This is a genomic window from Maribellus luteus, from assembly GCF_003576475.1.
Taxonomy (GTDB): Bacteria; Bacteroidota; Bacteroidia; order Bacteroidales; family Prolixibacteraceae; genus Draconibacterium; species Draconibacterium luteum.
In genome coordinates this window covers 43,510-59,315 of record NZ_QWGR01000009.1, presented here as the reverse complement: position 1 = coordinate 59,315, position 15,806 = coordinate 43,510, and the positions used below count along the sequence as shown (strand labels likewise).

At 42.4% G+C, this 15,806-nt stretch carries 11 protein-coding genes; 9 read left to right on the top strand and 2 right to left on the bottom strand.

The features are described 5' to 3' along the window. The first annotated feature begins 384 nt into the window (after nucleotides 1-384). The 9 genes from D1614_RS15535 (at nucleotide 385) to D1614_RS15500 (ending at nucleotide 13,285) form a co-directional block, all read left to right on the top strand. A complete protein-coding gene (locus D1614_RS15535) occupies nucleotides 385-1,779 on the top strand; it encodes a TlpA family protein disulfide reductase (protein ID WP_119438883.1) in 1,395 nt (464 codons plus the stop codon). Between the two features lie 102 nt (nucleotides 1,780-1,881). After that, a complete protein-coding gene (locus D1614_RS15530; protein WP_162304524.1) occupies nucleotides 1,882-6,417 on the top strand; it encodes a phage tail-like protein in 4,536 nt (1,511 codons plus the stop codon). Nucleotides 6,418-6,434: 17 nt separating this feature from the next. Further along, complete coding sequence (locus D1614_RS15525; RefSeq protein ID WP_119438881.1) at nucleotides 6,435-9,434, top strand: phage tail-like protein; 3,000 nt, start codon at nucleotides 6,435-6,437, stop codon at nucleotides 9,432-9,434. A gap of 256 nt (nucleotides 9,435-9,690) precedes the next feature. Then, nucleotides 9,691-10,227 carry a phage tail-like protein gene (locus D1614_RS15520; protein ID WP_147384254.1) on the top strand — a complete coding sequence of 179 codons (537 nt, stop codon included), beginning with the start codon at nucleotides 9,691-9,693 and terminating at the stop codon, nucleotides 10,225-10,227. Between the two features lie 694 nt (nucleotides 10,228-10,921). Continuing rightward, the gene (locus D1614_RS25960; RefSeq protein WP_175579286.1) at nucleotides 10,922-11,086 is read left to right on the top strand and encodes a hypothetical protein; all 165 of its coding nucleotides are present in this window, start codon (nucleotides 10,922-10,924) and stop codon (nucleotides 11,084-11,086) included. A 2-nt stretch (nucleotides 11,087-11,088) separates the two neighbouring features. Beyond that, nucleotides 11,089-11,286: a general stress protein CsbD gene (locus D1614_RS15515; RefSeq protein WP_119438879.1), complete on the top strand. Its 198-nt coding sequence runs from the start codon at nucleotides 11,089-11,091 to the stop codon at nucleotides 11,284-11,286. Between the two features lie 36 nt (nucleotides 11,287-11,322). Continuing rightward, the gene (locus D1614_RS15510; RefSeq protein WP_119438878.1) at nucleotides 11,323-12,189 is read left to right on the top strand and encodes an SPFH domain-containing protein; all 867 of its coding nucleotides are present in this window, start codon (nucleotides 11,323-11,325) and stop codon (nucleotides 12,187-12,189) included. Beyond that, nucleotides 12,186-12,662, top strand: a complete 477-nt coding sequence (locus D1614_RS15505) for a universal stress protein (protein ID WP_119438877.1) — start codon at nucleotides 12,186-12,188, stop codon at nucleotides 12,660-12,662. The genes D1614_RS15510 and D1614_RS15505 overlap by 4 nt, the downstream gene beginning before the upstream one ends. Nucleotides 12,663-13,093: 431 nt before the next feature. Next, the gene (locus D1614_RS15500) at nucleotides 13,094-13,285 is read left to right on the top strand and encodes a cold-shock protein (protein ID WP_119438876.1); all 192 of its coding nucleotides are present in this window, start codon (nucleotides 13,094-13,096) and stop codon (nucleotides 13,283-13,285) included. Nucleotides 13,286-13,339: 54 nt separating this feature from the next. On the opposite strand, the gene D1614_RS15495 is transcribed toward D1614_RS15500, so the two are convergent. Further along, on the bottom strand, nucleotides 13,340-15,586 hold the full coding sequence (locus D1614_RS15495; protein ID WP_119438875.1) for a glycosyltransferase family 4 protein: 2,247 nt from the start codon (nucleotides 15,584-15,586) through the stop codon (nucleotides 13,340-13,342). Beyond that, nucleotides 15,583-15,798, bottom strand: coding sequence for a hypothetical protein (locus D1614_RS15490; RefSeq protein WP_175579285.1), 216 nt, complete (start codon nucleotides 15,796-15,798; stop codon nucleotides 15,583-15,585). The genes D1614_RS15495 and D1614_RS15490 overlap by 4 nt, the downstream gene beginning before the upstream one ends. Nucleotides 15,799-15,806 lie beyond the last annotated feature (8 nt).

Sequence of the window (15,806 nt, the reverse complement as noted above, 5' to 3'; positions counted from 1 at the left end):
TCAATCCAATCTCGAACGAATAAATTAGGGCTTATGAAGATATGGTAAAGTAAAACATTACCGACAAATATCAAAAATGCAACTTCAGGAACGTCTATTCTCTTTTTACATCTGGTTAGTTGTACTAATGGTATTTTTTGTAGTGTTTTTAATGGTCCTGTCCGTTCGTTTTTTATGCACTGAAATAAATTCGTCCATGGTAAAGCAAGGCTAACATCAATTGTAAAAGCTGAAATTCGAAGGGCAAACGATGGGAATGGTTGAAATAGAAGCTTTGACAGGACAACAAGATTAAGTAAAAAGGAAAGCGTAACTGAATTAATAGTTGAATCAAAGGCGACAAAATTGTATGTGATTTCAGAGCCAACAGAAAATAGAAACAAAATGAAGCGACTTTACTACTTATTCATCATTCTGCTTCCAGTTATGCAAACAATGGCTCAGGAGCCTGTTACTGGTCGGTTTACAGCCTGTCCCAACCAATCAGTTTCCTTGTCGGTTTATAATGGGTTTAAGCGGGAAATAGTAGAAACGGTAAACACCGACAGCTTTGGCAACTTTAATTTTAAATATCCCGCCAACTATTCGGGAATGGGCTATCTGTTGTTTAACGAACAGCAGGGATTTAATTTTATATTACATAACGGTGGAATTCATATTACAGGAATAAGTGCCGGTAATCCCGATAGTATTAATTTTAAAAATAGCCCCGTGAATACCCAGCTTTACCGCTTTTTATACGAGCAGCAAATTCGGGAAAGTGCATTGGGTGCATGGAAGTATCTTGAAAAATTATACACCGTGATACCTCTGCTGAAGACTCAAAATAAAGCACGAGGGATAAAAAATGAAATAGACATACTCGAAAAACAGAGCCTGGATTTTATTCAACAACAAGAAGCAGGAACTTACCTGGCCTGGTATCTTCCTTTGTATACGCTTATTAACGATATGCGGGTGTCCATTCACAATTATCCGGAACGTATATCGTCGCATATCAGTCAATTTAGAAATACCGACTTGAGTAACCCTTTGTTTTATAACAGCGGCTTGTTTCCCGAACTCTTGCAGCAACATTTTTTTATGCTCGAAAATATGGGTGTGCCACTCGATTCGGTTTATGTAGAAATGAATAATTCAACCGATTATATTATTAGTAGTTTAATTGACAGAAATCCTGAGCTACTTGACCAGACAAGCCTGTTTTTGTTCAACCTCTTCGAGCAAAGAAGCCTTTTTACATCTGCCGAACATTTAAGCCTCGAAATGCTGAATCAAAACAGTTGCTCTATTTCACCCAAAACCAGCAACAGGTTCGAATCCTACCGAAAAATGAAAATCGGCAATAAGGCACCTGATATTATTTTTGGCCCCGGTATCGATTTATCCGATAATGAAACGGAGCCAAACAATCAGGAGGAATGTTTAAGCCGGGTTCCAAATAAATATAAACTATTAGTTTTTATTGCATCGTGGTGTCCCAATTGCCAGCAGGAGTTAATAAAACTGTCCGCCATGTATCCGAAACTAAAAGAAAATGATGTTGAATTTGTATTTATTTGGCTCGACAAAAATACCCTCGATTTTAAAGGATACGCTAAGGCGCTGCCCTGGATTAACTATTGCGATTACCTGGAGTGGAATAGCAAGCCGGCTATTGATTACCATGTATTTGGAACACCAACAATGTATTTACTGGGTGAAAACCTCGAAATAATAAGCAAAGTAATAAATGCCGGCCACTTGGAAGTTCTTATAAAACAGATGACAAGCAAGTAGCAATAATAACATGAAACGAGCAGATATAAGTTTCCATATAAAAGGAAGGAGATGATAAGCGAGTTTCACATGACGCAAAATAAAATAAGGAATTGTAACCATATGAAAAAAATAATCTTCTTTTTAGTTTTATTACTTGGCTTGCAGCATGTTTTTGCACAGGTAACAGCTATTCGGAGAGTGCGGATAGCCAACGCTACTAGTGCATTTGGAGAGAACCTTAGTACAGGTACGCTAGTTTATGATGTTGCTACTCAAAATATTTACCAGGCCACCGATAAAATTATCGATACTTTTACCATAACTACAGCACTTACAGCCGGTAAGCTCGCTTTTTTTAGTGACGGATATTCGCTCGATGCCAATGACGGCTCGCAGAAAGATGCCGTTTATGTAGATGCCGATGGCGATATCGGCATCGGAACTACCAGCCCAAATGCTGCCGCAGTATTAGATGTCAGCAGCACAAGCAAAGGCATGGTGTTTCCCCGCTTGTCTTCAACGGCAATTAGCCTACCGGTTGCAGGTATGGTTATTTTTAATACCGATATTAATTGCCTAAGCTTTTACGATGGAAACGATTGGAAAAGCCTGTGTTCAAATACCGCTCCTGTTGCCAGCAATGTAACACAAAAAGGTACAGCCCAGGTGAATGAAATACTTACTTGTAGCTATACGTATATCGATAATGAAGACGATATTGAGGCGAATACCGCCTTTCAATGGTATCGCTCTGATAATTCTGATGGTTCGTTGCCAACTGTTATTAGTGGCGCAACGGATATTAGCTATACTTTAACCGGGAGTGACATTGGCAAATACATCGGCTCTGTTGTTATTCCGATCGCAAAGAGTGGAATTTTGGTAGGTAGCCCGGTTGTTGCAAGTACCTTTACAGGGCCGGTTTTAGACATTCCTCCCCTTGCCAACGATGTTACTCAAAGCGGTATTGCTCAGGTGGGGGAAACCCTCACGGGTAGCTATAATTACTTTGACAGCGATGGCGATATTGAAGGCAATTCAATACTTAAATGGTACCGTTCCGACAGTCCTGATGGCTCGTCGCCAAACCTTATTAGCGGTACAACGGGCATTAACTATACCTTAACAAACAGCGACATTGGCAAATATATAGGTTTTGCAGTTGTTCCTGTTGCCAAAACCGGAACTTCGCAGGGCAATGAGGTGGTTGTAAGTACCTTCTCAGGGCCGGTTGCTGATAATGCTCCTGTAGCCAGAAATGTTACACAAAGTGGTACTGCTGCTGCAGGCGAAACTCTAACAGGTAGCTACACCTACTTCGATGCGAATAATGATCCTGAAGGTACTTCAGTTTATAAATGGTTTCGCTCTGAGGGTTCCGATGGGGCGTCACCAACTCTAATTAGCGGAGCAAACGGCATTAGTTATACCCTCACAAACAGCGATATTGGCAAATGTATAGGTTTTTCTGTTACCCCTTTTGCAGGTACCGGAACGTTGTCTGGTGCCGAGGTGGTGGCAAACCCTTTTGCCGGACCGGTTGCTGACAATGCTCCTGTAGCAGATAATGTTACACAAATTGGTACGCCTCAGGTGAGCCAAACCCTGATATGTACCTATTCTTATAGCGATGCCGACGGAGATCCCGAGGGCACATCCGCCTTTCAGTGGTATCGTTCCAGTACTTCCAGCGGTTCTTCGGCTACTGCTATTAGTGGTGCAACAGCCAGCAGCTATACTTTAACCAACAACGACATTGGTCAGTATGTAGGAGCTTCCGTTAGGCCTGTTGCCAGCAGCGGGACTTTACTCGGTAGCGTTGTTGTTGCAAATACTTTTTCCGGGCCGGTTTTAGATAATCCTCCTGTTGTAACGAATGTGTCACAAAATGGTGTTCCTACTGTAGGTGAAATACTTACTGGTAGCTATACTTATTACGATGCGAATGACGATACCGAAGGCTCTTCTATCTTAAAATGGTATCGTTCCGACAGCTCTGATGGTTCGTTGCCTACTCTAATTAGCGGCGTAAATGGCAGTAGTTATACCTTAAGTAATAGCGATATTGGTAAATACATCGGTTTTTCGGTTACCCCGGAAGCAAATTCAGGACTCTCACCTGGAAGCGAGGTTAAAGTTACCTCCTTTTTCGGACCGGTAGCCGATAATCCTCCAATGGCTCAAAATGTGACACAAACAGGAGATGCTATCGTAGGCGCAACTCTAACCGCTAGCTATAACTATTATGATGCGAATAACGATGAAGAAGGTAGCTCTATCTATAGATGGTATCGTTCCGATGGTTATACCACTACCGTCATTAGTGGTGAAACTAACCGAACCTACACTTTAAGTAACAGCGACATTGACAAAATGGTATATTTTTCCATTACTCCGGTTGCCATTAGTGGAACCTTGCAGGGAAGCGAAGTTGTAGCCTCGCCCGTTGCTGGTCCTGTAGCTGATAATCCACCTGTCGCCAGTAATGTAACACAAAGCGGAAGTTTAGCTGTAAGTTCAAAACTAACAGGTAGCTACACATACTCCGATGCAAACAACGATGCCGAAGGTGCGACAACTTTCCGCTGGTACTATTCCGATAATTCCGATGGTTCGTCGCCAACTCCCATTATCGGAGAAACGAGTAAAAGCCTAACCATAACTAATGAATACATTGGTAAATACATAGGTTTTGCCGTTACTCCTGCCGCCAACAGCGGTACTTTATTGGGTGGCGAGACAATAACAAGCACCTTTGCCGGGCCTGTTTTCAACGTTGCCCCGGTTGCCGGTAACATAACACAAAGTGGTCCGGCAAAAGAATATTATACCCTCACAGGAAATTACACCTATTTCGATGCCAATAACGACCCTGAAGGTACTTCTGCTTATCAGTGGTATCAGTCTGATAATTCTGATGGTTCGTCGCCTACACCTATTAGCGGAGCAACGGCCACTAGTTATACCTTACGGAACAGCGATGTTGGCAAATACATTGGATTTTCTGTTACTCCTGTTGCCAGCAGCGGAACATTAATCGGTAGCCATGCAGCCAGTCCTGTTTTTGCCGGGCCGGTTTCTACGAATACTCCACCTGTTGCTACCAATGTAACACAAAATGGCAGGGCAAAAGTTAATTACATCCTTACCGGAGACTATACCTACACCGATGTGGACAATGAACCTGAAGGTGCTTCTGTTTATAAGTGGTATCGTTCTGATAATTCCGATGGCTCGTCGCCCGTCCTTATTAGCGGAGCAACGGGAATAACATATACTTTAACAAGTAGCGATTTTGGTAAATACATTGGTTTCGAAGTTACTCCGGTGGCAACTGCTGGTCTTCCTGGAAGTGCTGTCCGGGTTGCTGCCTTTTCCGGGCCTGTTATTGATAATTCTCCTCCTGTTGCCAGCAATTTAAGAATGATTGGTTTGCCCAAGGTGGGGACAATGTTTTTAGGTTTGTATGACTACTACGATGAAGATGGAGATGCTGAAGTTCTATTTTCAAACTATAAATGGTACCGTTCTGATAGTCCCGATGGTTCTTCGCCAACCGTTATCAGTGGCCAAACACTCAATACTTATAACATAAATAGCAGTGATATAGGGAAATACATTGGTTTTTCCGTTCAGCCTGTGGCAAGTACAGGTGTTTCTCCGGGCACAGAAGTTATGCTCGACTTTTTTATGGGGCCGGTTACCGGAAGCGGAAACCTTGCACCTGTTGCCAGTGAAGTAAACCAATTTGGTACGGCAAAAGTAAATTATGAACTGGGAGGGGAATATTTATATTCTGATGCAGAAGGAGATATGCAAGGTGCTTCTATTTATCAATGGTATCGTTCTGATAGCTCCAATGGTTCTTTACCAACTCTTATTAGTGGTGCAACCGGATTTACTTATTTTTTAACCAGTAGCGATATTGGCAAATATATAGGTTTTGCAGTGATACCGGTGGCTTCCAGTGGTACTACTCATGGAACCGAAGTTAAAGCTGCCACTTTTACTGGCCCGATTACCGCGAATCTTGCACCCGACGGAGTTACTCAGGTAGTTGAGGTAACCAGCGCCACAGGAAGGGTGTGGATGGACCGCAACCTGGGTGCCAGCCGGGTTGCTACCAGTAGTACCGATGCGCAAGCCTACGGCGACTTGTACCAGTGGGGGCGCGGTATTGATGGGCACCAGTTACTTGCCAGTAATACTACTACCAGTGCTTCAGACAGCGATGACCCCGGGCATGGCGACTTTATTAATAACGGATACAATTGGCGCAATCCACCCAACCACTATCTATGGCTGGGCTCTAATGGCACCAACAATCCATGCCCCAATGGTTTTCACGTGCCCACCTCGGACGAGTGGGAGGATGAGATGGCTACTTGGTCTGGAAAGAATTCCTTAGGGGCTTTTGCTTCGCCACTAAAACTGACAACAGCAGGCCGTCGCGACCCCCAATATTTTGGTCTCACAGTGGATGTTGGCTCCGAAGGTAACTATTGGTCCAGGACGATTGTTACCCCAGATAATGTTGAACATGGAGGTTATAACATGGAAAATAAAGCCAAGTACCTGCGTTATTCCTCCGGCGCAAGCATAATGTACGAATGGTATCGCTCGTATGGTCATTCCGTACGTTGTATTAAGGATTGAATATTTATATCAATTATATGAAAAAAGTACTACTCATTATAGTCGTATTGCTAGGTTTGCAGCATACTTATGCACAAGTAACGCCAATAGAGGCGGTGCGTATCGCCAATGCTTCCACTCCATTTACAAGTAACCTTAGCGTAGGTACATTAATTTATAATGTGGCTACCCATAAGGTGTACCGGGCTACCGATAAGATTGTTGGTACAACGAATATTACCACTGCACTTGCGGAGCGAAAACTGGTCGCTTTTGGAAGTGCGCATTCGCTGGATGCCAGCAACGGCTCTTCGACCGATGCCCTTTATGTGGATGCCGATGGCGATGTGGGAGTTGGAACTACCAGCCCCGACGCTTCTGCAATATTCGATGTTAGCAGCACAAGCAAAGGATTTATGGTTCCCCGCGTTTCAACCAAAGCCATTAGCAATCCGGTAAGGGGAATGGTTATTTACAGTCCCGAAATTGATTGTCTTTGTTTTTACGATGGAAGCGGCTGGGTTGATCTATGTTCCGGTTCGTCGTTAAACCTGCCTCCTGTTGCCGGTAGTGTAACACAAAGCGGCATAACCATGGTTGGCAAAATAATGACAGGTAGCTATGCCTACACCGATGATAATGGCGACCCGGAGGGCTCAAGCACTTTTCAGTGGTATCGTTCCACAGGTTCCGATGGTTCGTCGGCAACTGCGATAAGCGGCGCAACGGGCATAAACTATACCTTAAGCAACAACGACATAGGTAAATACATTGGTTTTGCTGTTGTTCCAGTGGCCCGCAGCGGAAGTTCGCCGGGCAGAGAGCATAAAGCGTCCATCTTTTCCGGACAAGTTCTGGATAATGCCCCCCTTGCGACAAATGTAACTCAAAGTGGTATGGCTACCCTGGGGAATACTCTTACCGGCAACTACACTTACTACGATGCTAATGGCGATCAGGAAGGAGCTTCTACCTTTCAGTGGTACTATGCTACCGGTTCTGATGGTTCGTCGGCAACGGCGATAAGCGGTGCAACGGGCCGAAGTTATGCTTTAAGCAACGTCGATCTTGGTAAATTCGTAGGTTTTGCTGTTACGTCGGTTGCCCGTACCGGTACTTTATTGGGCAGCGAGGTAAAGGTGCTTCCTTTTTCAGGGCCGGTTACCGATAATGCACCAGTTGCTACAAATGTAGCCCAAAGCGGCACTGCCAAAGTAGGTGAAACTCTTACAGGTAGCTACAGCTACTTCGATGCCGATGGCGATGCGCAGGGAACTACTACCTTTAAATGGTACCGATCAGCCAGTTCCAACGGTTCATCGGCTACAGTCATAAGCGGCGCAACGGGCATCAGTTATACACTTAGCAACAGTGATTTTGGTAAATATATCGGTTTTGCCGTTACCCCTGTTGCGGTCGAAGGTGTTTCGCCGGGTATCGAAGTGAAAGCCGCTACCTTTGTCGGCTTGGTTACTGATGATGCACCAGTAGCCAGCAATGTAACCCAAAGCGGTATAGCCAAAGTAGGCAGCACCCTTACCGGAAACTACACTTATTCCGATGCCAATAACGATCCTCAGGGAACTTCTGTTTTTAAATGGTACCGTTCAGCCAGTTCCAGTGGTTCGTCGGCCACTGTCATAAGCGGCACAACGGGTAGTAGCTACGTATTAAGCAACAGCGATTTTGGTAAATACATCGGTTTTGCCGTTATCCCTGTTGCCATTACAGGTACTTCGTTGGGTAGCGAAGTTAAAGTTGCAGCCTTCGCGGGACCGGTTACCGACGAGGCGCCTGTCGCTTCTAACGTAACCCAAAGCGGTATAAGCAAGGTAGGCTCTACCCTTACCGGAAACTACACTTACTCTGATGTCGATGGGAATGCCGAAGGTGTTTCTGTCTTTAAGTGGTATCGTTCTGCGAGTTCCAATGGTTCTTCAGCAACAATAATAAGCGGCGCAACGGGCCGTAATTATACTTTAAGAAGCAGCGATATTGGCCAATACATAGGATTTTCGGTTACTCCGGTTGCAAGCGCCGGTACTTTGATAGGCAACGAGGTAAAGGTTGTAACATTTTCGGGGCCGGTTACCGATGATGCTCCGGTAGCCAGCAATGTAACCCAAACAGGTAGTTTGAGTGTCGGATCTGTTCTTACGGGTAGCTATAGCTACAGCGATGCCAATGGCGATGCTCAGGGTGCATCTACTTTTAAATGGTATCGTGCCACCAGTGCAGCCGGAGCTGGTGCTGCTGCCATCAGCGGGGCAACGGGTAGTACTTACACCTTGACCAGTGCTGACGTGGGGAAATACATCGGTTTTGCGGTCACTCCAGTGGCAACTACAGGCGCTCTGCTTGGTAGCGAGGTGAAAGCCTCTGCCTTTGCAGGGCCGGTAATATATTTGTATGCCCCCGATGGTACTCTTGTGGTTGAGGTAAGGAGTGCCACCGGAAGAATATGGATGGACCGAAACCTGGGTGCCAACCGGGCTGCTACCAGCAGTACCGACACAGAAGCCATTGGCGATTTATACCAGTGGGGGCGTGGCCCCGACGGACACCAGAAGATTACCAGTAGTAGTACTAATACCCTTAGCAACAGCGATACACCGGGGCATAACAAATTTATTACTACAACTACTTCTCCTCGCGATTGGCGCATACCTCAGAACGAGAACCTATGGCAGGGCAGCAATGGGATAAACAATCCGTGTCCCAGTGGGTATCACGTACCCACCAAGGCTGAGTGGGAGGCTGAAATAAATAGCTGGTCAACTAAAAATACTGCAGGCGCATACGCGTCGAAGCTCAAATTACCTTTACCATATTGGAGAACCAATGTTGGTGGCGGTGTAAGTAATAATCGATTTGGCACTTGGACGTATTGGTCAGCGGACCGAATATATCGAAGCGACGTGCATGGAAATGGAAATTATTATTTTGGACTTCAAATGACTATGAACGAAACAAGTGCTTTCGTTGGAGACGGACCTGATAACTCTGAAGGAATTGCCGTCCGTTGCATTAAGGACTGACCAGGACCTATACTAAATACCTTTTTGTGGTAACGTTTGTAACGCTAAACCATTGGAGTATATTAACTGATAAGTTTGATAGAACATTTTTTATAAAATAGAGAGCAAAGAATCAATGTGATTTTTCTTTTTATCTCACTACTAATAACGAATAATAAATCCATGAAATGAGCATGATTCCGGAAAACGCCAATCGGAATGAATATTTTCCAATCATGCGAATTCCATTCAATAAATAAAAATAAATTATATACGAATGAAAAAGTTACTATTCATTTTAATACTATTGCTGGGTTTGCAGCAGGCTTTTGCTCAGGTAACGCCCATTCGGGCAGTGCGTATCGCCGATGCTTCCTCTTCATTTATAACCAACCTTAGCGTAGGAACGCTAATTTATAATGTGGGTAACCACATGCTGTACCAGGCCACCAGTGAAATTACCGGTACATATAGTATTGCCACCGCACTTGCGGGGGGAAAGCTTGCTGTTTTTGGTGACGGGCATTCGCTCGATGCCGACAACGGCTCGGTGACTGATGCCCTTTATATTGATGCCGAGGGCGATGTTGGTGTTGGAACAGTCAGCCCCAATACTTCAGCTATATTAGAGATTAACAGTACAAGCAAAGGTTTTCTTGTCCCCCGCTTGTCAACCACAGCAATTGACACTCCGGCAGCGGGGATGGTTGTTTTTAGTACCGATATTGATTGTCTTTGTTTTTACAATGGAAGCGGATGGATAGACTTGTGTACGGGTTTGGATTTAGATCTTTCTTCGACTTCAGGCAATTAAAAAGCGGTGCTTCCAGAGTGGAGAAATATTGATACAAGCGAAGATATGTTAGTTTCGTGATATAATATGATGAAGAATATATGGATACTGGAAAGGTCATTTATTTATCGGATACAATTGACAAAATAGTTTTGGACTGGTTGTTCTGCGACTGAATGATTAGAGAAAGTAATGATGACTGTCACCGGCTCGTTATTGTTGAAAAGTTAAGTTTGAAAAACAAAAGCTTGCCCTGATGAATTTCATCGCGGATAATAATATGAGAATATCCATGATTCGTTAAAAGAGGCTAGCCCGAAATTTGAATTGTATTTTAAGAAATATACAGTGGATAAATCAAAAAAAAGTGATTTTATAATAAACGAAATATTGATAAACCGTTAGCGTGCCTGTATGGATAAACACTGTCAATACAGGCCTTTCAATTATCGAACGGAACATCTCCTGTTATACTCATAACAAATTGGCCCACGTTTGATGCAATACTCCAATCACCACGAATAGAAACCCGAAATGTTTCTTGTTACTTTTGCCTCAATACTAAACAGAATTACGGTTACATCCCTGAATATCTTCTAAATAATGTGTGAATCATGTAACTCTTATTTAGAATTGTGTAACATTAACATAATCACTCTGAAGTAACTTTATTCCGACAAATAATCTCAACAATGAGATATCGTTATAGAAAGTCATGAAAAATTCACTTTACATTATTGCCGGGCTACTGGTACTTCTTTGGACAATAGTAACTTTTGGGTTTTATTCATTCAGAACACTCGACATTCTGCTGCCAATAGCAGCTTTTATTGTATTGCTGTCGAGAATTCTTTTTAACAAAAAATCACAAAAGAAATAACAATGGAAACAAAATTTGATATGAATGAATGGAGAAGAATAAAGGAGCGACTTAAAAAGAAGTATCCTGTACTTACTGATGTTGATTTGTCCTGGGGGCTCACTTCAAGAGATGGTTTGTTAGAAATGATTTCAGCCAAATTGGGTAAAACGAAGAAAGAACTAATAGATGAAATTGACTCATTGGAGTATTCTTCCTAATTGGAGCTAGTTAAATAATAAAATAAAACCATTAAAATGAATTATTTGTATTTGATTCTTCCTGTCGTAATTTTTTTGCTGTTAGGCATTCGAATTGTTAGGCCGACACACCGCGGTTTAATCGAGCGGCTTGGAAAGTATAAAAAACTTGCTAATCCCGGATTTCACTGGATTATCCCGGTTATCGACCGGCTGTTCCTGGTGAATGTAACCGAGCAAATGGTAGATGCCGAACCGCAGGAAATCATCACTAACGACAACCTGAATGCCAGTGTGGACGCACAGGTTTATTTCAGGGTAAAATCTGACGAAGAGAGCGTAAAAGGCTCCATCTACAATGTAAACAATTACAATTGGCAGATTGTAAACCTGGCCCGCACCACCTTGCGTAATATTATTGGTACCCTCACACTAAAATCGGCCAACAGCGAACGGGGGAAAATTAATTCCGGACTATACAAAACCCTGCACGAAGAAACCAAAAACTGGGGAATTGAAATCGTACGGACCGAGCTGAAAGAAATCGACCCGCCGCGTGATGTGCAGGACACCATGAACAAAGTGGTAAAAGCCGAAAATGAAAAAATTGCAGCCATCGATTCTGCCACCGCTGCCGAAACGGTTGCCGATGGAGTAAAACGAGCCAAAATTAAAGAAGCTGAAGGTTACAAGCAATCGAAAATTTTACATGCCGAAGGAGAAGCAGAGGCCATAAAACTGGTAAATGAAGCTGCCGATAAATATTTTATTGGAAATGCTCAGTTACTGCGAAAACTGGAAGCGCTGGAAGCATCGCTCGGAAATAATGCCAAAATAGTTATCCCTACAGGTTCTGATTTGGTAAATATTATTGGGGAGATGGCCGGGATTGTGCCTTTGGAAAGGAAACAAAAGGAGAAATGAAAAAAGTATTGATTGCACTGGACTTTGATCCAAGTGCTCAGAAGATAGCAGAAACAGGTTTTTCATTTGCCCAAAGAATGAAGGCTGAAGTTACCTTGTTTCATGTGTTGGCAAATCCGCAGCATTACAAGTTAACTGAGCACGTTACTATTATGGGGTTTGCCGGGCGTTTGAATACCAATGAAGAATTATCGGAGAAAGCGCTGGAGCCCCAAAAAATATCACAGCTATTTCTCGATAAATCGAAACATTATTTAGGAGATAATCACATTCAAACGCTAATAGGTGACGGTGACTGCTCTGAAGCTATTTTAAAAGCGGCCAATAAAATTGGAGCCGAAGTCATAGTAATGGGGTCACATAGCCGGAAGTGGTTTGAAAATACAACCATGGGGAGCGTTACAGAAAAAGTTTTACAAAATACGACCATTCCGGTATTGATTGTCCCAACAAAGAAGCAAAGTAAGTCTTGATTCCAACAGTATTAATAGTCTGCCTTTAGCGGGTAAAATCATAAATCAAAACGAAATGGAACTAGTTAAGCGCTTAGGAATCAGGATGGACCATTCACAGCCAACATAATGGAACTATCGAATGATAATATAACAACGGTCAGATAAGAATCAATCCCGGCCTTCCCCGAGCAGTTACAAAAACTGAGAATGAACGAAAGACTGATGTACAATAAGTTACAAAATCATAAGACCACATTTCCCTGGTTATTCTGTTCCGCAGGAAACAGCTTTAATTTGTTAGCAACATTAATTTTTTGAATAATGGGGAGTACATGGGTGAATTATGAAATTACGGACCAGATTTTGTATTAAAAAACAATCTTTATTTACCGATTGAGTATAAATTCATCAATAAATTTTAACTTGCTTACAATTAATAATTTAATACAATGAAAAAAGGAACAGTAAAATTCTATAATGAATCCAAAGGTTTTGGGTTTATTAAAGACTCCGAATCTTCGAAAGAATATTTCGTTCATTCTACCGGATTAAAAGATAATATCGGGGAAAATGATGAAGTAACTTTTGATTTGGAAGAAGGAAAAAAAGGATTAAATGCAGTGAATGTTAAACTTGCTTAGTTTACAACGATTACAATCATTTATATTTTTATCCCGCTAATCGCGGGATTTTTTTTATACTAATCTTAAATCTGATTTATGAAATTCTTCGTAAGCCTGTAAAACTGTCAAATGCGAAATTAAATAGGCAAGCGAACTTTCTGCACCCTGGTTCCGGTTAACGCCATACCTTTCGAAACCATCGCAACAACCTTTGGTTTCGAAATCATACAAACTCATCCGCAAATCATTTTCACCCAGAAACCACAAAAAGGAGGTGTACAGTTTATTCAGGAAATCTTTGTCTTTTGTCACAAAATAGGCTTCGTGGTACATTAAAACCATCGCCATTGCATCTATAGGTTGTTGAGCAAAGAGCGAGCGTTCGCCTTCTTTCTTGTACCATTTTTCATTGCCAATTACCGATAGATAATTGTCTTTTAATGTATGTTGTGTCAGAAAGTTCATTGAGTCGATAGCCGTTTGCGTAACTTTATCATCATTCAGTATTTTGGCTGAATGCAACAATGCCAAAGGAAGAATTCCGTTGTCGTAAGCGAGTAACGATTCAAACCAATTCCACCCGGGACTCTGATTTTCGGTGTAATGTTTGATTAATACATTCGCCAGGTTTCTCAATCTTTCGGTCATCGAATCGTCGGATGGATTGCTTCTCAGGTAATAACAAATTCCGATCATAGTATTGGCAATTCCCCGGATGGATTTTAAACTTTCAAAATTGGGAGCTGCATTGAAAAATATAAGCTTTCCTGTTTGATAATAAGCATCGTTTGGTGCATTCGCGAGCAAATAACCCAGGGCCCAGATTGTCCTGCCAAATGAATCTTCGGAACCAATTTCATCCAAAAAATTACGGTTAAAACTCAGGAAATTACGGAATGTGCCGTCAGCGTTTTGCATGTAATGAATGTAGCTTAGGTAAATCGGCGATAACTCGAGTGCCCGCATATCTTTCATTTGCTTGTACGCCATCAAAACCATCAGTAAGGCGCGCGAGTTATCATCCAGACAATAGCCTTCTTTTAAATTGGGAATGCCAAATTTGGCATGCTGAATGATGCCGGTGTCATCGGTGAGCCGGTTAATATGCGCAAGGGAAAAGGGGGGAAGGATGAGTAAATCTGGTTCGGTTTCCTTCTTTGCAGGAACGGGACGCTCATCCTTCACAATTTTTTCGGCAAGCGCAACATATTTTTCGCCGGTTTTTGGCCAGGTAATATTTCTGCCATATTCCGCCGCTTTGTTTTTTAACTTCACTTGTTCTTCGGGTTTATCAAGGAGTTCAGTTAATGTGTTTGCAAGGTCGTCCGAATCATTAAACTGAAATAACTTTCCTCTCCCGTGAGCCAACAATTCCGCCGCATGCCAATAGGGGGTTGAAAGCACAGCGGCGCCAACGCCAACGGCATACGAAAGGGTTCCGCTGGTAATCTGGGCTTCGTTCAAATAAGGTGTTATGTATATATCGCAGGCATATAAATACTTGAACAAATCCTGTTCGTCAATAAATTCATTTAAAAAAACAACGTGATTTTCAAGGTGCAGGTTTTTCACCAAACGAAGAAGAAAAATCCGGTATTCTTCTCCTGAATGCCGGAGTACATTCGGATGGGTTTTCCCCAAAACAATGTAAATAACTTCAGGGTATTTCTTTACCACTTCAGGCAAGGCTTTAATTACGGTTTCAATACCCTTGCTTCGGCCAATAAAGCCAAAAGTAAGCAGCACTTTCTTTTTCTCAAGTTTAAACTCCTTTTTCGATTTTTCGGGGCTAAAATGAATGTCCGGTACACCATGTTCAATCAATGCGATTTTTTCTTTGGGTACATCGTAAATTGTTGTGAGAAACTCAATTGCCTTATGACTCATCACGACTATTTTGCATGCCATTTTGCAGATTTCCTTCAATACTGCTTTCTCGTTGTACGAAGGCGTTTTAAGAATGGTATGGAGCGTAACAATGAGCGGAATTTCAAGCCGGTGAAGTAACGGAAGGATATATACGCCGCTTTGGCCACCAAATATTCCAAATTCGTGCTGGAGGATACAAACATCGGCACCACTAAGATTTATGTACTTTACGGCTTTCAAATAATCTTCCTGATGATCTTGCCGGATGGTAACTTTTACTTCTTCGGGATATTTGTATGTGAGCTCGTTGTCGTTTAATGCAACCACAAAACCTTCATTTGTTTGTTCATGTTGCTCGTTTTGCCGTAACATCGATTTGAACAGGTTGTTCGTAAAGGTTCCGATACCACATTCGCGGGGCGGGTAAGTTGCAATATAAGTGATCTTCATTTATTGATGATTATGTTTAAGGAAGTTAATAAGCCAATATCCTTTATTTCGGGAGGAAGGAGTTCCCGTTCAAAATAAACCAAATCTTTATGACTGGGGTTTTCCTGTATTTTGCAATAATAAATCCGGTCAACATATCGTCTGACAACCAGATTTTGGTTCGGATTAACCTTCGCCCGCACCACTTCGCCTTCTTTAAACTTGTTTTCCATGATTAATC

Excerpts from the sequence above, each read along its gene's own strand:
- D1614_RS15535 (WP_119438883.1), top strand. The coding sequence starts at position 385 with ATGAAGCGACTTTACTACTTATTCATCATTCTGCTTCCAGTTATGCAA.
- D1614_RS15530 (WP_162304524.1), top strand. The coding sequence starts at position 1,882 with ATGAAAAAAATAATCTTCTTTTTAGTTTTATTACTTGGCTTGCAGCAT.
- D1614_RS15525 (WP_119438881.1), top strand. The coding sequence starts at position 6,435 with ATGAAAAAAGTACTACTCATTATAGTCGTATTGCTAGGTTTGCAGCAT.
- D1614_RS15520 (WP_147384254.1), top strand. The coding sequence starts at position 9,691 with ATGAAAAAGTTACTATTCATTTTAATACTATTGCTGGGTTTGCAGCAG.
- D1614_RS25960 (WP_175579286.1), top strand. The coding sequence starts at position 10,922 with ATGAAAAATTCACTTTACATTATTGCCGGGCTACTGGTACTTCTTTGG.
- D1614_RS15515 (WP_119438879.1), top strand. The coding sequence starts at position 11,089 with ATGGAAACAAAATTTGATATGAATGAATGGAGAAGAATAAAGGAGCGA.
- D1614_RS15510 (WP_119438878.1), top strand. The coding sequence starts at position 11,323 with ATGAATTATTTGTATTTGATTCTTCCTGTCGTAATTTTTTTGCTGTTA.
- D1614_RS15505 (WP_119438877.1), top strand. The coding sequence starts at position 12,186 with ATGAAAAAAGTATTGATTGCACTGGACTTTGATCCAAGTGCTCAGAAG.
- D1614_RS15500 (WP_119438876.1), top strand. The coding sequence starts at position 13,094 with ATGAAAAAAGGAACAGTAAAATTCTATAATGAATCCAAAGGTTTTGGG.
- D1614_RS15495 (WP_119438875.1), bottom strand. The coding sequence starts at position 15,586 with ATGAAGATCACTTATATTGCAACTTACCCGCCCCGCGAATGTGGTATC.
- D1614_RS15490 (WP_175579285.1), bottom strand. The coding sequence starts at position 15,798 with ATGGAAAACAAGTTTAAAGAAGGCGAAGTGGTGCGGGCGAAGGTTAAT.